This window comes from Proteus hauseri (assembly GCF_004116975.1).
GTDB lineage: Bacteria > Pseudomonadota > Gammaproteobacteria > Enterobacterales > Enterobacteriaceae > Proteus > Proteus hauseri.
Window position 1 is genome coordinate 2,392,590 of record NZ_CP026364.1, and the last position, 21,067, is coordinate 2,413,656.

19 protein-coding genes are annotated in these 21,067 nt (G+C 37.7%); 6 read left to right on the forward strand and 13 right to left on the reverse strand.

The features are described from left to right. The first annotated feature begins 71 nt into the window (after window positions 1-71). Both PH4a_RS10865 and PH4a_RS10870 read left to right on the forward strand, forming a co-directional pair. Complete coding sequence (locus PH4a_RS10865; RefSeq protein ID WP_129039722.1) at window positions 72-1,304, forward strand: MFS transporter; 1,233 nt, start codon at window positions 72-74, stop codon at window positions 1,302-1,304. Between the two features lie 88 nt (window positions 1,305-1,392). Beyond that, window positions 1,393-1,575, forward strand: coding sequence for a DUF2526 family protein (locus tag PH4a_RS10870; RefSeq protein ID WP_064719104.1), 183 nt, complete (start codon window positions 1,393-1,395; stop codon window positions 1,573-1,575). Window positions 1,576-1,665: 90 nt separating this feature from the next. Here PH4a_RS10870 and htpX read toward each other — a convergent pair whose 3' ends face one another. From htpX to PH4a_RS10910, 8 genes are all read right to left on the reverse strand, one after another. Then, entirely contained in the window at window positions 1,666-2,628 is a 963-nt protein-coding gene (htpX, locus tag PH4a_RS10875; protein ID WP_129039724.1) for a zinc metalloprotease HtpX, read from the reverse strand. Window positions 2,629-2,706: 78 nt separating this feature from the next. Then, the gene (locus tag PH4a_RS10880; protein ID WP_129039726.1) at window positions 2,707-3,267 is read right to left on the reverse strand and encodes a LemA family protein; all 561 of its coding nucleotides are present in this window, start codon (window positions 3,265-3,267) and stop codon (window positions 2,707-2,709) included. Window positions 3,268-3,700: 433 nt separating this feature from the next. Continuing rightward, the gene (gene efeB, locus PH4a_RS10885) at window positions 3,701-4,960 is read right to left on the reverse strand and encodes an iron uptake transporter deferrochelatase/peroxidase subunit (protein WP_129039728.1); all 1,260 of its coding nucleotides are present in this window, start codon (window positions 4,958-4,960) and stop codon (window positions 3,701-3,703) included. Next, window positions 4,950-5,867 carry an EfeM/EfeO family lipoprotein gene (locus PH4a_RS10890; RefSeq protein ID WP_129039730.1) on the reverse strand — a complete coding sequence of 306 codons (918 nt, stop codon included), beginning with the start codon at window positions 5,865-5,867 and terminating at the stop codon, window positions 4,950-4,952. Before PH4a_RS10890 ends, efeB begins: the two co-directional genes overlap by 11 nt. Continuing rightward, on the reverse strand, window positions 5,857-6,693 hold the full coding sequence (locus PH4a_RS10895; RefSeq protein WP_129039732.1) for an FTR1 family iron permease: 837 nt from the start codon (window positions 6,691-6,693) through the stop codon (window positions 5,857-5,859). The genes PH4a_RS10890 and PH4a_RS10895 overlap by 11 nt, the downstream gene beginning before the upstream one ends. A gap of 2 nt (window positions 6,694-6,695) precedes the next feature. After that, window positions 6,696-7,043, reverse strand: a complete 348-nt coding sequence (locus tag PH4a_RS10900) for a cupredoxin domain-containing protein (protein ID WP_129039734.1) — start codon at window positions 7,041-7,043, stop codon at window positions 6,696-6,698. Between the two features lie 68 nt (window positions 7,044-7,111). Beyond that, window positions 7,112-7,669, reverse strand: a complete 558-nt coding sequence (locus PH4a_RS10905) for an iron transporter (protein WP_064719111.1) — start codon at window positions 7,667-7,669, stop codon at window positions 7,112-7,114. A gap of 319 nt (window positions 7,670-7,988) precedes the next feature. Next, window positions 7,989-8,276, reverse strand: a complete 288-nt coding sequence (locus tag PH4a_RS10910; protein ID WP_064719112.1) for a helix-turn-helix domain-containing protein — start codon at window positions 8,274-8,276, stop codon at window positions 7,989-7,991. Between the two features lie 601 nt (window positions 8,277-8,877). Here PH4a_RS10910 and gss point away from each other — a divergent pair. After that, entirely contained in the window at window positions 8,878-10,755 is a 1,878-nt protein-coding gene (gene gss, locus PH4a_RS10915) for a bifunctional glutathionylspermidine amidase/synthase (RefSeq protein WP_129039736.1), read from the forward strand. Window positions 10,756-10,875: 120 nt separating this feature from the next. Beyond that, window positions 10,876-11,208 (forward strand): hypothetical protein, encoded by a 333-nt coding sequence (locus PH4a_RS10920; RefSeq protein WP_129039738.1) that lies wholly within the window; start codon window positions 10,876-10,878, stop codon window positions 11,206-11,208. A gap of 85 nt (window positions 11,209-11,293) precedes the next feature. Here the strand turns inward: PH4a_RS10920 and dsdC are convergent, their stop codons facing one another. Further along, window positions 11,294-12,238: a DNA-binding transcriptional regulator DsdC gene (gene dsdC, locus PH4a_RS10925; protein ID WP_129039740.1), complete on the reverse strand. Its 945-nt coding sequence runs from the start codon at window positions 12,236-12,238 to the stop codon at window positions 11,294-11,296. Window positions 12,239-12,461: 223 nt separating this feature from the next. Here dsdC and dsdX point away from each other — a divergent pair, with 223 nt between their 5' ends. Both dsdX and dsdA read left to right on the forward strand, forming a co-directional pair. Then, window positions 12,462-13,799, forward strand: coding sequence for a D-serine transporter DsdX (dsdX, locus tag PH4a_RS10930; RefSeq protein ID WP_064719116.1), 1,338 nt, complete (start codon window positions 12,462-12,464; stop codon window positions 13,797-13,799). A 12-nt stretch (window positions 13,800-13,811) separates the two neighbouring features. Then, window positions 13,812-15,140: a D-serine ammonia-lyase gene (dsdA, locus tag PH4a_RS10935; RefSeq protein ID WP_129039742.1), complete on the forward strand. Its 1,329-nt coding sequence runs from the start codon at window positions 13,812-13,814 to the stop codon at window positions 15,138-15,140. Window positions 15,141-15,416: 276 nt separating this feature from the next. Here the strand turns inward: dsdA and fbpC are convergent, their stop codons facing one another. The 4 genes from fbpC to uhpC all read right to left on the reverse strand — a co-directional run bounded on the left by fbpC (window position 15,417) and on the right by uhpC (window position 21,010). After that, window positions 15,417-16,457, reverse strand: coding sequence for a ferric ABC transporter ATP-binding protein (gene fbpC, locus PH4a_RS10940; protein WP_129039744.1), 1,041 nt, complete (start codon window positions 16,455-16,457; stop codon window positions 15,417-15,419). A gap of 15 nt (window positions 16,458-16,472) precedes the next feature. Continuing rightward, window positions 16,473-18,551 carry an ABC transporter permease gene (locus tag PH4a_RS10945; RefSeq protein ID WP_064719119.1) on the reverse strand — a complete coding sequence of 693 codons (2,079 nt, stop codon included), beginning with the start codon at window positions 18,549-18,551 and terminating at the stop codon, window positions 16,473-16,475. Between the two features lie 72 nt (window positions 18,552-18,623). Beyond that, window positions 18,624-19,655: an ABC transporter substrate-binding protein gene (locus PH4a_RS10950; RefSeq protein ID WP_129039747.1), complete on the reverse strand. Its 1,032-nt coding sequence runs from the start codon at window positions 19,653-19,655 to the stop codon at window positions 18,624-18,626. Between the two features lie 2 nt (window positions 19,656-19,657). Beyond that, window positions 19,658-21,010, reverse strand: a complete 1,353-nt coding sequence (gene uhpC / locus PH4a_RS10955) for an MFS transporter family glucose-6-phosphate receptor UhpC (RefSeq protein ID WP_275658110.1) — start codon at window positions 21,008-21,010, stop codon at window positions 19,658-19,660. Window positions 21,011-21,067 lie beyond the last annotated feature (57 nt).

A 21,067-nucleotide genomic window follows, 5' to 3' on the forward strand; every position in this document is an offset into this window, starting at 1 on the left:
TTGCTATTAACAAAATCACTTTTGTTGTTTAGTATACTAAACACTTTGACAGGGTAAAGTAGGAAACTGAAATGACAACGGCAAGTCAAACAGAAAAGGTATCAGCACCACTTTCTCGTAATAAACTTTTGTGTATTGCAGGTATGGGCTGGACTTTTGATGCAATGGATGTGGGGTTATTAGCTTTTTTATTAACAGCATTAAAAGAAGATTGGGGGCTAACAGCATCTCAATTAGGGTGGATTGGCAGTGTAAACTCAATAGGGATGGCTGTCGGTGCTTTTGTTTTTGGCATAATGGCCGACAGAAAAGGTAGAAAACCTGTTTTTATCTTCACGCTACTACTGTTTAGTTTGGGATGTGGCTTAACCGCAATGGCAAGCTCACTTATGATCGTGTTGATTTTGCGCTTTTTTATTGGAATGGGGCTAGGCGGAGAATTGCCCGTTGCTTCAACCTTAGTGAGTGAAAGTGTTGAAACCCATGAGCGTGGACGAATTGTGGTACTACTCGAAAGTTTTTGGGCTGTTGGATGGCTAATAGCAGCATTAATTGCATATTTTATTATTCCTGATTATGGCTGGCGTATGGCGATGCTACTCAGTGCATTACCTGCTGTTTATGCTATTTATTTACGCGCAAAATTGCCAGAGCCTACCTCTATTTATGTATCACAAAAGAAAACACGTTTATCTATTCGCCAATCAATGGCGCTGATCTGGTCGCCTCAATATCGTCGCTCAACCTTAATGCTGTGGATCCTATGGTTTTGCGTGGTATTTTCTTATTACGGTATTTTCCTTTGGTTACCAAGTGTGGCGATGCTTAAAGGTTTTAGTTTAATTAAAAGTTTTCAATATGTATTAATCATGACACTAGCGCAATTACCGGGTTATTTTACTGCAGCGTGGTTAATTGAGCGTTATGGGCGAAAGTTCGTTTTAGTGAGCTACCTTGCAGGTACTGCGGTGAGTGCTTATTACTTTAGTTGTGCAGATTCAACGACGACATTGCTTGTTTTTGGTATGTTGCTTTCGTTTTTTAATTTAGGGGCTTGGGGGGCTTTATATGCTTATACTCCAGAGCAATATCCTGATGGAATACGGGCAACAGGCACCGGAACCGCAACCGCAATAGGGCGAATTGGTGGTATTTTAGGGCCATTGCTGGTGGGATATTTAGTGCAATATCAATTTGAAATAAGTTCTATTTTCCTTATTTTTAGTATTTCGATAGTGATAGGAATATTAGCCGTGATGCTATTAGGTAAAGAGACAAAGGATCAGCCACTAAATACTATTTAATCACGCTTTTTTTGATACTAAAAAATACATAACCACCGTTGTTGTAATATCATAGTGCTTAAGAATTTTATGAGAAAAGAGGATTAAAATGTCTCATTACGATGATGTGGTTAAACAAGTTGATGAAGCTATTGCCACAACCAGCATTCAAACCATGAACGAGCTTTTAGTTGAGTTGGGTAAAGACAAGACCATTGAATTTCCACAACGCTATGAACAGCAAGAACGTTTACGTAATGCTATTTTTCATCATGGTGAAAAACAACGTTAATTGGCATTAATTAAATTGATAAAAAAAGCGTTTGCTTATAGAGGGTAAACGCTTTTTTATTTGTATTCTGTCGAATTAACACAAATAGATTTAAAAGGTTTTTCTACCCTCAAGTGCTGCAATTCTATTTTCAATTGATGGGTGAGTCGAAAATATTGAATCTCCTTTATTAAAAATAAAGGCTGCTTTACGATAAGCACGACCTGTTGAGCCATCTTCAAAATTTTCAGTTTCATGTTGTGCTGAAATTTTCTTTAGCGCATTAATCATCGCTTGGTTATCTTGAGTTAAATCGACTGCGGCAGCATCTGCCATATATTCACGTGTACGCGATAAATAAAAATAGAGCACTTGAGTAATAATCGGTAATACCAGATTTAGAATAATCAGTATTAATCGTGCTTTACTTGCGGCATCGTTACTTTTACCACGGCTATTAGACGCAATATAAAAACGGCTACCAAAGATATTGGTTACAGTGAGAATAACGTTAGCTAATATGCCCACATAGAGGGTTAAGCGTGAGTCACCATGAATAATATGTCCAGTTTCATGAGCTAATACCGCTTGTATTTCTTGGCGGTTAAGGCGATTTAATAAACCCGTTGTAACGCCAATAATAGCATTTTTAGCAGACCAACCAGCAGCAAATGCATTAGCTTCTGGTGTATCAATAATATAAAGCTTAGGAATATAACCTAATGTTGCGCTTAAACTGAGTTCTTCAACAATATTAACTAGCTGTCGTTCTTGTGCATTATGGGTTTCATCAGGGCTAATTAAACGGGCATTCATTCCCGTTAACATGATCTTATGCCCTTTAAAATGGATGATAATCAATAAAACAATAGAGATAGCTAAAATAATAAATGAAGCAATAGGGAGTGATTGGAATGTCAGAAATGCCAGCATATTATCGACTAAATCTAATCGAGGATCTGCGCCTATCGCGGTATCGACTAATAGGCCAATAATTAACATCAGTAATAAATAAGTGGCAATAACAAAACGAGTACGGATAGTGTTTTTACGTAGAACATTTCTGAAATCCATTTAGAGACTCCAAACAGCACTGTTAAGTGCTGTTTTTATCAATCTATTTGTAAAAAGTGGCTGACCTTAATAACAAAATTAATCAAAATTAATACGGCGGTTCTCTTCAGATTTAATAGTTGCTTCATCAAGGCGCCAGTATTCTTTGTTAATGACTAAGCTTGGGAATATCTTGACGATAAACACTGCCGGAATAGAGGCAATAAATGCACGATATTGTTCTAAGGTACGATTATAACCACGCTTAGCAAAAGAGAGTTTATTTTCAGTTGAAACAATCTCTTCTTGTAGATTCGCCATAATGGTATCTGATTTTAATTCAGGATAATTTTCCACTGCGACATTAATAGCGCCGCTAGAAACGATTTTTGATAATTCATCTTCTGCTGCTTTTGCTTCTTGGCTATTTGAACTTTGTGCCTGTGTCCGCAATTGAGTAATTTGAGTAAAAACATCAGATTCATGGCTGAGGTATTTTTTTACGGTAGCTAATAAGCTATCAAAAACTTTTCCTCGACGATCCAGTTGTACTGAAATTTCTGTTTCACTAGAGATAACCGCTTCACGCATAGTGATAATTCGGTTGTAATAATAAAAAATTAGACCTAATACAGCGATGGTAATAATTAATCCAGTCATGGTGAAACGCTCTCTTTTTAATAGTAAACAGGAAAATCCGTTGATCCATAAGGGCTAATTTTGCCTACTATTTATCAATATAGCCAGACGATTATTTCACCATAAAAAGTGACAGATAAAAATAAGAGAAGTTGTCATTTTTACTTTATCTTTTATTCTATTTTTTATTATTCATATTATGCCAATAAAAAAACTGAAATAACTCCTGGCGCACAATCTATTTCATGTCCAGTGTTTAATTAAAAAGGGGAAAGGGTTGCATCTGCGTTAATGATGGGATTTATTGATAAAGAAAAGCTAATTCCGCTTGGAATAGCGCTAAAAGAGAAGGTGGCTCAATTAACGCGTTAAGTGCTGTTTATCTGATAGTGAATCGATATATTTAGGTACTTTGGTATTAATAACAAAGTACCTAAAAGGGCGGTGTTTAATCTTAGGTAAAAAGTGCTTGGGCAAGAATATCACCTTCTTTTTGAATACCCGCAAGTGTGAAATAGTAACCGCCACCAAATGGTTTTATATAGCGCTCTAATGGCTCACCATTTAAGCGCTTTTGTGTATCAATAAAACCTGTTTTCAGATTATTTTGATAAGAGATAAAAATAAGTCCCATATCTAATTGCCCTGATGGTGTTAATCCTAGTGAATAGCTGTAACTACGGCGGCGTAGTTTGGCACTATAACGTTCTGGATTTCTCGGTTCTGCGCGTCTCATATGCGAATCAAATAAAACTCTGTCACCATGAGGGTCGAGTTTGAAATCAGGATCATCCATTTCGTGTTTCATACCAATTGGCGCGCCTGTTGATCGATGTCGCCCAAAATTGTTTTCTTGATCTTCCAGAGGGGTTCTATCCCAAAAATCCAAAGCAAAACGGATCAGACGAACGGCTTGATAACTTCCGCCAATACACCATTGCGGCTCTTTTTCTTTCTCTGTTATCCAAACCATATTGTCCATTAATGTATTATCTGTAGAAGGGGCATTACCCGAACCATCTTTAAAGCCAAATAAATTAATCGGTGTTTGTTTTTTATCAATATCACGAGCAGGTAAAAATCCATCGATTTTCCATACAGGATGAAGCTGACCTGAAAGATATTTTAAAATATCACGAAGTGCGTAAATAACACTTTCTTGGCTATTTGCGCACAGTTGTAATAATAGATCGCCACCACACCAATTATCTTCTAATCGATCATTAGGAAAAGGTTTCATGGGGACTAAATGTTTAGGTTTTTGAGACTCAAAACCAAAGCGATTATCAAAGAAAGAATCGCCTAAAGAAACGGTAATTGTTAATTCATCAGGTTGTAATTGGGTGCCTAAAATACCTGATTCAGCGGGGGGAAGATGCGGATTTTCTATTTGCGGCAATTCCCTCGGTTGGGTGAGAAACGAGATCCGCTGCGTTAATGTAGTTAGCAGTTGTTTAACTTCTGTTGCACTAGAAACAGTCAAATTTAACGCAATAAAAGAGGCATGTTTTTGTTCTGGGGTAATAACACCAGCTTGATGCTTGCCTAAATAAGGAATAGCACGTCGATAGCTTAGATTAGATACACAATCACTATTTTGTTGTGCTTTTACACCAACACTGGCAAGCAATAAACTGCCGCCTAACCATTTTAAGGTATTACGTTTATTTAGATTAATTGGCGATTGCGGTTTTAATAGTCGTTTATTTTTCATCACTTTCTTCTTTATAGTGATAGTAAACATCAATATTGAGCGAGGCGCGTAAAGTCGCAACTTGCTCTGCTAATTGTGTTATTTGAGAAAAAAGCCAACTTTTTTCAGTTTCAGGTAGTTTATTTAACGGTTGAAAGACGCCTTCATCGAGTTGGTATTTTAATAAGACAGAACCAATTTTGTCATATTGCTGTATTAATGAATGATATTCATCAGCAGGAATATGTTCAGACAAGATCGTTATAATTAAGCGTGATCCTTGTAAATTAGCATAGCTATCGGTGAGATCAGTCTGTGAGTATTGATTTTCAATACCAGCAAGTTTATCCGTTAAGATCAGTTCTAATCCATCACCTGCTGCTTGAACTAATTTAGGAATAGGAATGTCTTCTATTGCTAAACGTTTTTTAAGATCACTAATATTTTTAAGTAATGTTTTTGCTGAACTCGCTGACTTTTGTAGATCTTTTAATACAAAGAGTTGATATTCGACTAAATGAAAACCAGAAAAACGCGCATCATTTTCTTTTTTAAGAAAAAAACTTGCGCGGTTATTGAGTTGGCGTTCGCTACTACCAAACAGAGCGATAATTGGTCGGATTATTTCATAATGATAGTGTGCTTGTTGATAGTTATTTTGAGCATCAATTAGCTGCTTATTTTCACTATTAATAATAAGTTTATTAAGCGCTGTTTCTGTTTTCGCTAATTGATTAACCGCTGCTTGGCGATAATTTAGAATATTGGTACTAAATTTTTCCGGTGTTGGAATATCCCCTTTCGAGGCAATAATATTATCGCCTTCTTGCACACTACCTTGAATAATTTTCTTTGCTGAAACAGGGAGTGAAAAAAAGAATATCAATAAAAAAAGAGTATACTTTTTATAATGATGACTATTTTTCATTGCGATGGCCTCGCTTAAATAGCAGTGCAACAATAACCCAATAAATGACAAAGGTTATTACACTTAAGCCAATTGGCTGAGAGCGGTAAGCAAAGAAAGAAACTAAGAAATTACCAAAGACACTAGAATCATCAAGAATATGGCTAATATCCCACAATGGGTAAATAAAGAAATCAGGTAATTCAATATCTAATTCAACCAGTAAATTAACGGCCTCTTCTACTGCTTTTAAAAGCAATGAAGCAGCAAGGAATAATAATAAAAAGCCGGTGATCGTGAAAAAATAACGCCATGAAACGACTTTTGACGTCAGTAAAAATAGCCAAAGGGTTAATGCTGCAATAAGTAATCCAATAACAACTTCAGTAAAGAAAGGAAGGGCGGTTTGTGCATTAAGTGCCATAATATGGCTAGAGAGAAATACTACAACTTCACTGCCTTCACGGGCTATCGCAATAGCAATAATTAACAAAATACCCCATGCACTTTGTTGTTGTGTTTTCTGTGCCAATTCGCTTTCAATATTGCTTTTTAATGATTTACCTTGGCCGCTCATCCAATAAACCATTTGCACAATTAATATACAGGCAAGAAGTTCCATTACAATCATAAATAGCGACTGCCAAATATCTTCTAAAGAACTAAATACGCCATAGATACTTAAGGCGAGCAGGCAAGCCAACACAACACCAAAACCGACGCCTCCCCAAAGATATTTCATGCCTTGTTTTGGCGCAGAAGAACGCTTTATCCAAGAATAAATAATGCCAATCACTAATAGTGCCTCAAAGCTTTCGCGCCAAACGACAAATAGCACTTGTCCCATTTTTATTCTTCCTTCTCTTTAGCAATGATTTCACCTTGAGGGTGAGAGAGATGAAAATCATCAAAAAAGGTATAACGCCCCGGTTTTAGTGGTGCAATAATCACAACAGAACTTGCTCCTGGTGCTAAAACTTTCTCTTTGCGTAATTGCGTGCTTTCAAATTCAACTGGGCTAGTCCCGGTATTGCGAATTTTTATTCTAATGGGCGTTTTTGCTGGAACTTCTAATAATTGAGGAATGAGTTCGCCATCTCTCATTTCTAATTCAACGGTATATTTTTCTGCGGCAAACAGAGTGCTGCTGACCATTAGTAATAGCAATAATATGTACTTAGAGAGGTGTTTAATCATAAGTGTTTCACTGGAAAGAGAGATAAATAGGATAAGCTCAGGAAGTGAGCTTATCCGTCATTATTTAATTAGTAGCTACCTTTACGACCTGTTCCGCTATAAGTGAAATCCCACGAAACTTCAAAGGGTTCAAACCAAGGAGCAACCCCAGTTTCTTTATCGATATGGCGACCAAAAGCAATATCTTTATTGTATGATGGCGGATAAATTTTATAGGTAACATTATATTTTCCGTTACCATCTAATTTAAGATTCTCGCCATAATGCGCGCCATCGTTGGCAACCATTGCCATAAATGTCCCTTGTTGTTTCTTCTCTGGCGAGTCTGTTTTGGTGACAGTGTATTCTACGGTGAGATAAGGGATCCAATCGCCTTCAGCAAATCCATTTGGATTATCTTCTGTGGCATGAATATCGGCTTCTAGATGAATATCTGCTTTATCTGCAGGCAGATGGTTCATTGCATGATGGCCTTCTTCTGTATCCATTGTAATGGGTTGCAGATAAACGCCTTGAATTTCCATACCATTTTTAAGGATTGGCTGACCAACGGGGTACTCTAAAGCAAGTGCAGATGTTGATAAAAAAGTTAATGCGGTAAGTGGAAGAGCATAGCGATATTTCATGATTAATCCTTATAACTCGAATGATAATTGTTATTATTCTCGATAAGGTTAACACATTTTCTATTACTAAGAAGAGGTAATATTTAAGAAAAATATCGCTTAAGAATAAGGGGTTATGATAACTTTTAATCATAAGCTACTATTTTTTAATGAAAATTTTTTTGTTTATATAAAATAAAAAAATCAAAAGATGCGAGAGAATACGCATATTACAACTAAGAGCATAATAGTGAGATGATAAGCTAATATGGAGGGAAAAAATAAATAAGGAAATCCAACTTGTTGATTATAAAGAAGCGGATCTCCATATTAAGATGTATTAAATCTGGCTTTGAGCATTCCAAAATTGCTTCGATTGTGTCAGTGCAGAAACAGAAATTTGTTCATCATTAGGTGGAAGAAAGAATGCGGGTGTTACTTTTAGCTCCTGAGCAATATGAAACAGCATATCAACGTCAATTTTACAAAGCCCATTCTCATAACGTGAAAATTGTTGTTGGCTGATACCGACACGTTCAGCGACAGCTTTTGCTGATAAGCGTAATTGTTGGCGTTGTTTACGAATTTTCTGCCCGATAATTTGAGAAATGGGATAAACCTTTGACATTAGTGACCTCATCCTTTCTATCAACCTCCAAGAATATTCAGCTAGCTGAATACCCATGCTTCAGAGATGGAATTTTAGTGTAGACAAGCGTTCCTGCTTGAATGAGTAAAATCCATACCTTTGTATTATCGGTTAATTAACTGAATTATTTATAGTCACTTGATTGTGGTTTAATACTATTTTTCTTATCTACTATTTTTTAAATGAGATATTTGTCAGCATGATAATCGATAAATTTTTGATTAACAGTGCGATATATTGACAAATATCCTATTTTTTGATTATTCGGGCTCGCATTTATGATTAATAAAGAGTAAATAGTTACTGTATAACAACAATAAGAAAACCCTCTTTGACTGATTGCGCTTAAAAATACCTTTTATATTCTTTTTATAAATGGCTATTTTTGAGCTTTTTTTTCATTTTTTTTCAAAATCCTCCTTATTTTGTCTTTAATGGAATAGAAAATTTTTACTTTATTGAAATTGATAAAATAGCATTCACTTCTTATTGCTTATGGCGTTAATATTATTATCGACAATACTTATCTTAGCTATAAGCATTGCAGGGTAATAATTTATTTATCGTCAAGGTCGAGATTATGAATGTAAAAGAGATTATTCGTCATGAGCCATTTGGAACATTACTAGGTTATGCTCCTGGTGGTGTTGCGATTTATTCCTCAGATTACAGCAGTATTGATAAAGAAGACTACGCAGCCAATGATTCATTTCGTAGTTATATTGGTAATGAATATATGGGGCACAAATGGCAATGTGTTGAATTTGCTAGGCGTTTTCTCTATTTACATTATGGTATGGTTTTTACTGATGTGGGCATGGCTTATGAGATTTTCTCATTACGTTTTTTACGTAAAACTATCGATGACGATATTTTACCATTACAAGCTTTTGCAAATGGAAGTAAGCAAGCGCCTACAGTGGGTGCATTGTTAATTTGGCAAGAGGGCGGTGAGTTTAAGACTACTGGACATGTGGCTGTTATTACTGAAGTTTTAGTAGATAAAGTTCGTGTTGCAGAGCAAAATGTTATTCATACACGTTTACCAACAGGGCAACAGTGGACTCGAGAGTTGCCACTTCAAATCAATGATAATGGGTATTTTATCCAAGATACTTTTGATGACACGACACTTTTAGGTTGGATGATCCAAACAGAACCTAATGCTTATAGTTTGCCTCAACCCAAAGTCTCCCCTGAATACTTGGCTATTCATGCCGCACAGATTGAAGATAAAGGCCAATTTGCGGGTAAATGGTTAGATGAAAGTAATAAATTAGAAAAGGCGTATGTATTAGCGCAGCATGGTCATATCATCAACCAAAATAGTTATGAATATTTCACGATTTCAGAAAGTGCAGAACAAGAGCTAATCCGTGCAAGTAATGAATTGCATTTGATGTATTTGCATGCGACTGAAAAAGTACTAAAAGATGATAATTTACTGCGACTTTTTGATATCCCTGAGGTGCTTTGGCCTCGAATTCGTTTGTCATGGCAACATCGACGACATCAAATGATCACGGGAAGATTAGATTTTTGTATGGATGAGCGTGGTCTGAAAGTTTATGAATATAATGCAGACTCTGCATCTTGCCACACCGAGGCAGGATTAGTTATTGAAAAATGGGCAAAACAAGGTGGGATTACTCATGGTTTTAACCCCGGCGAACGTTTATTAGATGCGCTGGCCGATGCTTGGAAACATAGCGACGTTAAACCTTTTGTACACATTCTTCAAGATGATGATTGCGAAGAAGATTATCATGCACTCTTTATGCAGCAAGCCCTTACAACAGCGGGCTATGAAAGCAAAATTTTACGGGGATTAGGTGAGCTTCATTGGAATAACCAAGGGCAACTTATTGATGCTGATAATCGTAATGTAGCTTGTGTGTGGAAAACATGGGCATGGGAAACGGCATTAGATCAACTAAGAGAAGAGAGTGAGCAGCAAGCACTTATTCCAATTCGTACTGGCCATTTTGAAAATGAAGTCCGTTTAGTTGATGTATTATTGCGTCCTGAAGTAACTGTATTTGAACCGCTTTGGACATTAATTCCAAGTAATAAGGCAATTTTGCCGATTTTATGGCAACTATTTCCTAATCATCCTTATTTGCTGGATACTGATTTTGAAATTACACCACATTTAACGCAGCATGGTTATGCTATTAAACCCATTGCAGGGCGTTGTGGTAGTAATATTGGATTAGTGGATCACAAAGAAAAAATATTAGATGAAACTCATGGTCAATTTTCTCATCAAGAAAATATTTATCAAGAGTTGTGGTGTTTACCTAAAGTCGCTAATCGCTATATACAAGTTTGTACATTTACTGTCGGTGGGCATTATGGCGGTTGTTGTTTACGCTCAGACCCAACATTAGTGATTAAAAAAGAAAGTGATATTGAGCCGTTAATTGTAGTGGAAGATAAATATTTTCTGGCAAAATAATACAATCGTTTTTTAGAATTAATGAAAAATAAACCCGTCGCAATTTGCGGGTTTATTTTTAATATAAATATAATTTTGAGGGAAAAGAAAATCATAAAAAAATTTCAAACTCTTAGTGATTTGTTAGCATCATGCTCAACACTAGAATCAAATGAATGGATTTATACTGAAATAGTAACTTGGAATAGTCATCCTGATCAGGCAATTTTTTATTATATTCCTTGGGATTACATCCAAGAATTACCTGATGATGAGATTTATCTTGATGATGAGGATATGGAAATGCCAAAAATTGTCGAGGGTAAGAACTTACGAGGCTGGATGCTTATTTGTGATTTGTCTTTTTTATATCAAACGCAACAAGAGCGACGAAAAGATTTATCATGGACGATTGATGAAATTAACTATTATCGGGAATACGACGCCTATCGTTGTTTGTTTAATTCAGATTAAATCTAAAGCTATAAATAATTTATAGCTCTTTATTCAGCATAGTTTATTTTTAGTTATATCTTTTTTATCTATTTTTCTTAATAAACTACATTCCTTCTTTAATTTGTTTTTTTAGCCACTGAATAAATAATTGTACTTTTACATTATTTTTTTCATTACGAGTGACAAGGTAATAGCGTTGTTCACAAAATAGTTCGCTATTAGTAAAAGGCGCGATAAGCTCTTTATTTGCTAATCTATTTTTTATTAAGCGTTTTCTTCCCATCGCGATACCCGAGTGATTAACTGCCGCTATTACCGCTAAATCTGAGCGATCAAAACAGATATTACTGCGGTTAGGAAATAAAGCGATACCCATATGTTCGCTCCATGCCCGCCACTCATCAAAGTCCGAGTTATTACTCCAGGCTTGCCTATCATGTAATAGAGTACAATGAGTAAGGTGGTGCAAATTACCCACTAATTCAAAACGCTTGGCATATTCAGGGCTACAAACAGGAATAATAGATTCCGAAATCAAATCCTCACAATAAAGATTTTGCAGATGTTTATCATCAAAATAAATCGCAAGATCAACACCATAACCTCGGAAATTAATATCATCATTGCCAGTAAGTAAATTTAATTCAATAGAAGGATAGCGTTGAGTGAAATCAGCAATACGAGGTACTAACCAACATTGTGCAATAGAAGGGCGCGAATATACGGTTAATATGCCAGAGACTTCTTGATTATGAATATCTAATATTTCTTGATTAATATCTTCAAGCGTTTTTTTTAATGCCCAATAAATACGTTCACCTTCTTCTGTAAGTTCAATACGACGGTGATAGCGAGCAAAGAGTTTAATACCTAGCTCTTCTTCAAGTGTATTAATGCGATGGCTAATGGCACTGGGCGTTAATGAAAGTTCTTCTGCCGCTAAAGCAAAGGATAAATGCCGGCCTGTTGCTTCAAAAGTGTGAAGTCGTGCTAATTGATAACTCGATAATCGTTTATTCCGTAAAATAACGCCAGATGACTCAAACATTCCGTTTTTTCCTCTATTATTTAAATAGTAACGTAAGTTAATAATCAAGCTAATATTAAGATGAAATACTGTGATCCGGATCATTATATTGTGGTGTTATGCCGGTTTGATCACGTATTTGAATTAATTGAATTCATCTTAGTGCAAGTTTTCATCATTTGTAAGTGTGGAATGATTAATATTCAATAAGATTAACAATAAATAAAATATTTGGGATGGATGTATGGCTTCGACTCTATGGGTACTAAGTACTCTTATTATTAGTATTTTGCTCATTGTCTTTACTATAGTAAAACTTAAGTTTCACCCCTTTCTTGCTTTACTTTTAGCCAGCTTCTTTGTGGGCACTGCAATGCAGATGAACCCACTAGAAATGGTGAACGCCATTGAAGGCGGTATTGGTGGCACTCTCGGATTTTTAGCAGCAATTATTGGTTTAGGGACTATTCTCGGTAAGATGATGGAGATTTCTGGTGCGGCTGAACGCATTGGGATTACATTACAAAAATGCCGTTGGTTATCTCCAGATGTTATTATGGTTCTTGTTGGTTTAATTTGTGGTATTACACTTTTTGTCGAAGTCGGTGTGGTCTTACTTATTCCTTTAGCATTCTCGATTGCTAAAAAAACTAATACATCATTATTAAAACTGGCTATTCCTTTATGTACTGCGTTAATGGCGGTGCACTGTATTGTTCCTCCTCACCCTGCAGCCTTGTTTGTTACTAATGAATTAGGCGCAGATATGGGTACTGTTATTGTTGCCGGTCTTGCTGTTGGTTTAGCAGCATCATTAGTAGGTGGTCCTGTATTTTTAAAAGTATTAGGCGACCGCTTACCGTTTAAAACAGTGCCTGAAGAATTTTCAGATATGGAAGTGCGTGAAGAAAAAGATTTGCCTTCATTAGGGGCGACACTCTTCACTGTATTATTACCTATCGCTCTTATGTTGATAAAAACAGCAGCAGAGCTAAATATGGAAAAAGGTACTTCTCTTTATACTGCGTTGCAATTTATTGGTAACCCAATTACAGCAATGTTTATTGCAGCGTTTGTGGCTTATTACATTTTAGGTATTCGCCGCAATATGGGTATGAGCACTTTATTAACTAAAACAGAAGACAGCTTTAGTTCTATCGCTAATATTTTACTGATTATTGGTGCGGGTGGTGCATTTAATGGAATTTTAAAAGGCAGTGGTTTAAGTGATGCTTTAGCTTTAATTCTTTCTAATTTGGATATGCATCCTATTTTATTGGCTTGGTTAGTCGCCATTATTCTTCATGCTGCGGTAGGTTCTGCCACTGTGGCCATGATGGGGGCTACGGCGATTGTTGCACCATTAATGCCAATGTATCCAGATATTAGTCCTGAAATTATTACGCTGGCAATTGGTTCAGGTGCTATTGGTTGTACTATCGTGACAGACTCATTGTTCTGGTTAGTTAAACAGTATTGTAATGCCACTTTAAGTGAAACCTTCCGTTTTTATAGTATCGCGACTTTTATTGCCTCATTTGTGGCTTTAGGTAGCACATTTATGCTTTCTTTTGTCATGTAGAAGAGAACGACTATGACTAATATTGATATAAATAAATTAGCAAATAACTTTCCACTGGTTCGTGATTTGGTGGACTTAAAAAAGGTGGTGTGGTTTAACTCCGCCGTTACAACAACAACCCAGGGACTTTCTCACGTAGGATTAACGCAAGATGACGTTATAGATGCTCAGGCTCGATTACAACGTTTTGCACCTTATTTAGTCAAAGCCTTTCCAGAAACAGCAGTAACTCAAGGTATTATTGAATCAGAAGTTATCGATATTCCTAAAATGAAATTAGCGCTTGAACAGCGTTATCACACCCCGATAGCAGGGCAATTGCGCTTGAAAAAAGACAGTCATCTGCCTATTTCGGGTTCAATTAAAGCGCGAGGTGGTATTTATGAAGTGCTCGCTCATGCTGAAAAATTAGCTATTGAAGCGGGACTTCTGACCACTGAAGATAATTATGAAAAATTATATTCTGATAAATTTCGCGACTTTTTTGCTCAATACAGTATTGCCGTAGGTTCAACAGGCAACTTAGGTATGTCTATTGGCATCATGAGTGCAAAACTAGGTTTTAGTGTCAGTGTGCATATGTCGGCTGATGCTCGCCAATGGAAGAAAGATAAACTACGTGCTCATGGTGTGAATGTTGTTGAATATGAGCAAGATTACAGTATTGCCGTGGAAGAAGGCCGTAAAGAAGCGGAAAAAGATCCTAATTGCTTTTTCATTGATGATGAAAACTCAACAACCTTATTCCTTGGCTATGCGGTTGCAGGGCTACGTTTAAAAGCACAATTTGATGCCCAAGGTGTTCGTGTTGATAGTGAGCATCCACTCTTTGTTTATTTGCCTTGTGGTGTCGGTGGTGGCCCCGGTGGTGTTGCATTTGGGTTGAAACTCGCCTTTGGTGATGCAGTTCACTGTTTATTTGCAGAACCCACGCATTCACCTTGTATGTTATTAGGGGTGTATACCGGATTACATGATGGTATTTCGGTTCAAGAGATTGGTATCGATAATATCACTGCGGCTGATGGTTTAGCTGTAGGTCGTGCTTCTGGTTTTGTTGGTCGAGCAATGGAACGCTTAATTGATGGGTATTACACCATTGATGATCAAGAATTATATAACTTATTAAGCCTCTTAAATAAAGAAGAGGGTATTAAGTTAGAACCTTCGGCATTAGCAGGAATGACGGGCGTGGTTCATGTCACTCAAGCTAAAGAATATCTGCAACGTTTCTCTCTAGATAGTCAAAAATTGAAAAATGCGACGCATTTAGTCTGGGCAACGGGCGGTGGTATGGTGCCAGCAGATGAAATGCAAAAATATCTCGCTCAAGGAAAATAGAGCATGAGATGGCGTTATATTGCTCTTTTGTATAGCGCTAAAAATAAAGAAAGAAGATAAAGCTACAAGATAAAGTAGTAATAAAAAAGTAGTGCTAAGTATCTAAATAAATCAGTTTTATAAAATAATAATAGAGTAATGCAGTAATAAAACACTGTGTGTCACATCAGTATTAACACCAGAATGTCCCACACCAGGGAAACAATGTTGTGTATTATAACTAAAACAGAGGCACCCACTGGGTGCCTCAACTATTTGGTGATCAGCAGATTGTTGTTATTCCAAAATAAACATCCCATAAGGATGAATTTGTAAGTAATAAGTGTCACCAACATCTGGTTGTAGCTGGGTTGCATTGACTTGGAGTAAAAGTGTTTGTCCTTGCCATTGCACTGTAACTTCGTATTGTGGCCCCATATAAGCAACATGCACAATTTTGCATTGCTGACAAAGTTCACCTTGTGTCGATAGTGTAATGGCTTCAGGCCTAACGCCTACTCTTACTTGAGTTTTACTTGTCGTAAAGGTCTCTGGGCGAGGTAAGCGATATTGAAAAATTTCAACATAATCCGCCCCCAATGTTGCTGGGAATAAGTTGGCATCTCCCATAAAACTGGCCATAAATTCAGATGCGGGTTGGCGATAAAGGTTTTGTGGTGATCCTAATTGCATGATCTTACCTTTATTCATTACCAACACCCTATCAGATACCGCAAAGGCTTCACTTTGGTCATGGGTAACATAAAGAGAAGTGATATTAAACTGCTGTTGTAACTCACGAATTTTCTCTCTCATACTACGACGCAAGTTCGCATCAAGGTTACTGAGTGGCTCATCAAATAACAGTACTTTAGGTTTTAAAATTAATGCTCGCGCTAATGCCACTCGTTGTTGCTGACCTCCTGAAATTTGGTCAACAAAACGGTCTTCAAAACCGGCTAAATCCACCAGCTCTAAGGCTTCAGAAACACGCTGTTTAATTTCTGCTTTAGGACGTCCCAGCATTTTTAAACCATAACCAATGTTTTCTCCTAAAGACATATGCGGAAATAGCGCATAGGACTGAAATACCATACAAATATCGCGTTGCTGGATTGATCTATCAGTAACATCTTCACCATCGATAAAAATCTTACCTTCAGTCGGTTTTTCTAAACCAGCAACAAGGCGTAATACGGTGGTTTTACCGCAACCAGATGGCCCTAATAGCGAGACCATTTGACCTTGTGGAATGGAAAGGCTCAAATCTTCAATCACCGTATTAGTGCCAAAACGCTTAACGATATGTTTCAGTTCAACGAAATGTTGTTGTGTCATGATTTATACTCCGTATTACTGTGCATTTTTGGCTTTAGAGCGTGAAACACGGGCTTCGCCAATCAAATAGTCAAATAAGAAGATAATTGCCAGCATTACTACAATTAAGATAGAACCGTAGGCAATTGCGACACCGTATTCACCATCTTCAACACGGTTTAAAATATAGGCTGTCGCCACTCGGGTATCCGGTGTTACAAGGAAGACGATGGCACTGACTGTTGTAATGGCACGAACAAAGCTATAAATCAGTGCTGATAAAATTGCTGGACGCAATAACGGTAATAGCACATAGAAGATGGTTCGCATTGAGTTGGCTCTTAAACTTAAAGAGGCTTCATCAAGGGATTTATCAATTTGCCCAAGACCCGCAATACCCGCGCGAATACCAACGGGGACGTTACGCATCGTCATTGAAATAATCACAATAGCTGCTGTACCCGTTAAATAGAATGGTGAGTCATTAAAGGCAAGAATATAAGAAACCCCCGCTACGGTTCCTGGCACGGCAAAACAGAGCATGGTGGTAAATTCGATACTTTTTTTACCTTTAAAATCTTGGCGAACAACAATATAAGCAATTAGCAGTCCAAGAATTGCCGTAATTGGCGCAGCAATACCCGCATATAGTAAGGTATCAAGTAACGAAGGCCATGCACCATCACTCATTCCTTGACCAAATAATTTAATAAAATTATCTAGCGTTAAGGTGTAATCCACTCCCCAGTTAACCGTAAAGCTACCGTAGAAAATACTGCCATAAAGCAAGATGTTAAAGACAACCCAGATACCCAGTACAGAAGTGACAAAAGCAATAAGTGAAGAAGGTAATGGTTGAACATCACCACGATAGGATTTACCTGAAACGGTGACATAAGAGCGTTTACCAATCCACATATACTGTATGCAGAACACCAATAATGAGAACACTAATAGTGATGCGCCTAATGTACTGGCCGATTGATAATCAAGTTGAGAGCCGGTGATGTAAAAATAAATTTGTGTGGCGATAACGTCAAAGTTGCCACCTAACACTAATGGGTTACTAAAGTCAGCAAGAGATTGCACTACAACAATTAAAAATGCGTTAGCAAGAGCCGGTTTTAGTAATGGCATAAAAACGTTAAAGAAGGTCTGATAACGATTTGCTCTTAGAGTGTAAGAAGCCTCTTCTAATGATGGATGAATGGTTTTAATTGCACCATCTAAAATCATAAAAGACATTGGCGTAAACGCTAAGACTTGAGCTAGCCAAATCCCCGTAAAACCATATAACCAGTTGGTATTTTCAAGCCCAGCATAAGTCGCGAGAAATTCGGTGATATAGCCAGAACGCCCCATCATCAGTGTAACACCTAAACCAACAACAAAAGGCGGTGTAACGATAGGTAAAATAGAGAAAATACGGCCAATAATCGCTGAGCGTACCGCAATACGCGAGGTATAAATGGCAAGAATAAGCCCAAAGAAAGTACAGCCAACACCCACAGCCATTGAGAGAAAAATAGAGTTAATCATTACCTGCACAATATGTGCTTGGCTTAAGATAGCGATAAACTCAAAAGGTGCAAAATTTCCCGCACTATCTTTAAACATTGGAATAAAGATTGCGATACTTGGGAAGATAATAAATGCGCCAATCAGTGCAACAACGGTGATGAGTGAGCCGATAACAAAGCTATCACCCCCTAACCACTCTAAACGTGTTAAAGCGTGTTTTGCTATCATGCCTAATGAGATAAATAGCACAATGGCTGAATAACCTAGCCCTCGGCCTTCTAGCGTGGCAGTGACTATTGTGATAAATGCGCAAAATAGTGCAAAACCAGCATCAAAATAGTGACGAGAACGGTTTTCTCGTTTTGCAGCCGTAAATGGACGAAAGAGCAGCAAGCTTGGTAATAAAAACCAAAGTAAACTGATATTTAGGTTGCTCCAGCCATAAGCGGTGAGCAGTTCGTCTGGTGTAGAATCAAAAAGACCATAATCTAGGCTCCACGATGGCAGCAGTGCAAATGCAGCCCATGCAATCAGGATCCATAAAAATATGGGATCCCGCCTCTTTTTTTCAGGTATAGCGAGTGTGTGAGACATAAATCCCCCGATAGCAAATCTATTTATTATTATGAAAAAAGAGAGCGAGAAGATCTCTCGCCCTCATAATGGCTATTTACCCATTTTTACTTCGGTAACCCACTTATTAATTAGCTCCTTACGTACATCACTATCGCCATATTTATCCATGTCGTAGTTAATCAGTTTTAGGTCAGCTAATTTCAGTGCCATTGGTGAGGATTCAGCCGAGGTATTAGTGAGAATTTGGTAAGATTTACCCTCTTTCCAACTAATTTCCTGAGCTTCTTTAGAGAGTGTCCAATCTACGAATAATTTGGCGTTATCCATATTACGGGCATTTTTGATAATACTCACACCACCGATTTCATAACCAGTACCTTCGCAAGGTGAAATCAGTTCAAGTGGTGCGCCATTTTCAACTTCTAGTGAGTAATCGTGTAAGAAACCAATACCAATTGCAGCTTCGCCACGCGCTGCATTTCGTGCTGGGGCAATACCCGATTTAGTATATTGGGAGATGTTAGTGTTTAATTTTTTTAGATAATCAAAGGCTTGTTCTCTTCCCCATAGTTGATCAAAAGTGGCAAGGGCAGTGTAAGCAGTACCTGAGCTTTGTGGATCGGCAATTTGAATTTCGCCTTTATATTCAGGTTTGATCAAATCTTTCCAACAGGTTGGAACAGCAATACCTTTTTCTTTTAAGCGATCTTTATTGACGCCAAAACCTAAAATACCAACATAAACTGCAGAAGAGTAGTTTCCTTTGCGTTTAGCCGGATCACGGAATTGCGGCATGATCTGATCAAGATTCGGGGAGATATAAGGCTCTAATAGATCCATTTCACCCGCTTGTGAGTGAGGATCCATCGTACCGCCATACCAAACGTCAGCTTGAGGATTACGTTTTTCAGCTTCAATTTTAGCCAGCGTACTACCAGAACCATTACGAACGAAGGTGGTTTTAACATCATACTTATCAGCAAAGGCTTTAGTTTCAGCCTCGCACATAGCATTAGTCGCACTACAATAGACCACTAAGCGACCCGCAGCATGAGATGACAAACTAACGGCAGAAAGGGCAAGTCCTGCCGCAACGAGCGTAGAGAGGGTTTTCAGTTTCATGTTCAGAACCTTTTAAATGTGTCGTCATCGGAAAATGAAAGTGGGCCTACCGAATGTTCTCGTTTACTGACATCAGCAATCAGTAAAGGCATAAGTAGTAGTCCCATTAAGGCCGCAGCACTGGTTAATAATGCAAACATCCCAGTCCAACCATAATGCGCCATGACCTGACTTAACGGCCAACCTGCCATTGCCGCCCCTAAATAGGCGTACAATCCCAAGTAGCCTGTTACCGTTCCTGCTGCGTTTTTATGACAATATTCTGTAGCAGCAAGCCCGATTAACATCTGAGGTCCAAACACAAAAAAACCGATACTGAAAAAACAGGCTGCGAGCAGGGCATAATGATGAATAGGTATTAACCAAAGTGCTGTTACAGCAGTAAAAAGTCCCAGTGAAAACAGCAATATCATCGGTGCTCGTTGGCCTCGGAATAATAAATCCGAACCCCAGCCGGAACATAACGCGCCTAATAAGCCCCCCACTTCAAATAAAGAGAGAATAGCATTCGCACTTAATAAGTTTGCGCCATGTGTTTCTGATAACCAGATATTTCCCCAATCATTTATCGCCATCCGTATCAGATAAACTAAAATATAAGAAAATCCTAGTAACCAAATCATTCGGTTAAATAAAATGCTCTCTTTCAAGATATTTAGCATAGGTTTAGCTGGCGAAGCTTGTTCTTGGCGTAGTTCTAATATATCGCGTCGCCATACACCTACAGTTGGAAGCCCTTCTTCAGCGGGGGTTCCTGTTAATCGTACACATAACCAAAAGCCCATTACAATGCCAATAATTCCGGGAATAAGCAGTGCAATTTGCCAGCTATAATGTGTTGCTAACCATGCTGCTAAAATGGGAAGGCTCATACCACCAAGGTTGATTGATATATTCCACAACCCCCACCAAAAACCACGTTCATTACGTGAATACCAGTGAGTTAATAACCTTGCACAAGGGGGCCATCCCCATCCTTGAAAGAAACCATTAAGTGCCCAGACCAAAAGTAGCGCAGGAAAAGACAAACAGTAGGCGAAAATAATATTCATCACTCCTGTCATCACTAATCCTGCGCCCATAAACCAGCGGTATCCCGTCTGATCATGGAAAATACCAGAGAAGAATTTTGATAAGCCATAAGTCAGATAAAATAAGCTAGCTATCCAGCCGATATCTCCTTTATCCAGATTTAATTCAATCTGCATAACAGGCATAACAAAATTGACGCTTTTACGTGTGAGATAGAAGGTGGCATAGCCAATGATCATCGACAGCATTAAATTTTTGCGCCAAAAATCATAGGTCTTATTAATTGATGCCGAGTTTTTACCTGCCATAACATCCTCTCTGATGCTATAAATGTAAAAAAAATGTCGAGTAAAAGAATGAGAGAAGGTTGTAGATGACTA

Excerpts from the sequence above, each read along its gene's own strand:
- PH4a_RS10865 (WP_129039722.1), top strand. The coding sequence starts at position 72 with ATGACAACGGCAAGTCAAACAGAAAAGGTATCAGCACCACTTTCTCGT.
- PH4a_RS10870 (WP_064719104.1), top strand. The coding sequence starts at position 1,393 with ATGTCTCATTACGATGATGTGGTTAAACAAGTTGATGAAGCTATTGCC.
- htpX (WP_129039724.1), bottom strand. The coding sequence starts at position 2,628 with ATGGATTTCAGAAATGTTCTACGTAAAAACACTATCCGTACTCGTTTT.
- PH4a_RS10880 (WP_129039726.1), bottom strand. The coding sequence starts at position 3,267 with ATGACTGGATTAATTATTACCATCGCTGTATTAGGTCTAATTTTTTAT.
- efeB (WP_129039728.1), bottom strand. The coding sequence starts at position 4,960 with ATGAAAAATAAACGACTATTAAAACCGCAATCGCCAATTAATCTAAAT.
- PH4a_RS10890 (WP_129039730.1), bottom strand. The coding sequence starts at position 5,867 with ATGAAAAATAGTCATCATTATAAAAAGTATACTCTTTTTTTATTGATA.
- PH4a_RS10895 (WP_129039732.1), bottom strand. The coding sequence starts at position 6,693 with ATGGGACAAGTGCTATTTGTCGTTTGGCGCGAAAGCTTTGAGGCACTA.
- PH4a_RS10900 (WP_129039734.1), bottom strand. The coding sequence starts at position 7,043 with ATGATTAAACACCTCTCTAAGTACATATTATTGCTATTACTAATGGTC.
- PH4a_RS10905 (WP_064719111.1), bottom strand. The coding sequence starts at position 7,669 with ATGAAATATCGCTATGCTCTTCCACTTACCGCATTAACTTTTTTATCA.
- PH4a_RS10910 (WP_064719112.1), bottom strand. The coding sequence starts at position 8,276 with ATGTCAAAGGTTTATCCCATTTCTCAAATTATCGGGCAGAAAATTCGT.
- gss (WP_129039736.1), top strand. The coding sequence starts at position 8,878 with ATGAATGTAAAAGAGATTATTCGTCATGAGCCATTTGGAACATTACTA.
- dsdC (WP_129039740.1), bottom strand. The coding sequence starts at position 12,238 with ATGTTTGAGTCATCTGGCGTTATTTTACGGAATAAACGATTATCGAGT.
- dsdX (WP_064719116.1), top strand. The coding sequence starts at position 12,462 with ATGGCTTCGACTCTATGGGTACTAAGTACTCTTATTATTAGTATTTTG.
- dsdA (WP_129039742.1), top strand. The coding sequence starts at position 13,812 with ATGACTAATATTGATATAAATAAATTAGCAAATAACTTTCCACTGGTT.
- fbpC (WP_129039744.1), bottom strand. The coding sequence starts at position 16,457 with ATGACACAACAACATTTCGTTGAACTGAAACATATCGTTAAGCGTTTT.
- PH4a_RS10945 (WP_064719119.1), bottom strand. The coding sequence starts at position 18,551 with ATGTCTCACACACTCGCTATACCTGAAAAAAAGAGGCGGGATCCCATA.
- PH4a_RS10950 (WP_129039747.1), bottom strand. The coding sequence starts at position 19,655 with ATGAAACTGAAAACCCTCTCTACGCTCGTTGCGGCAGGACTTGCCCTT.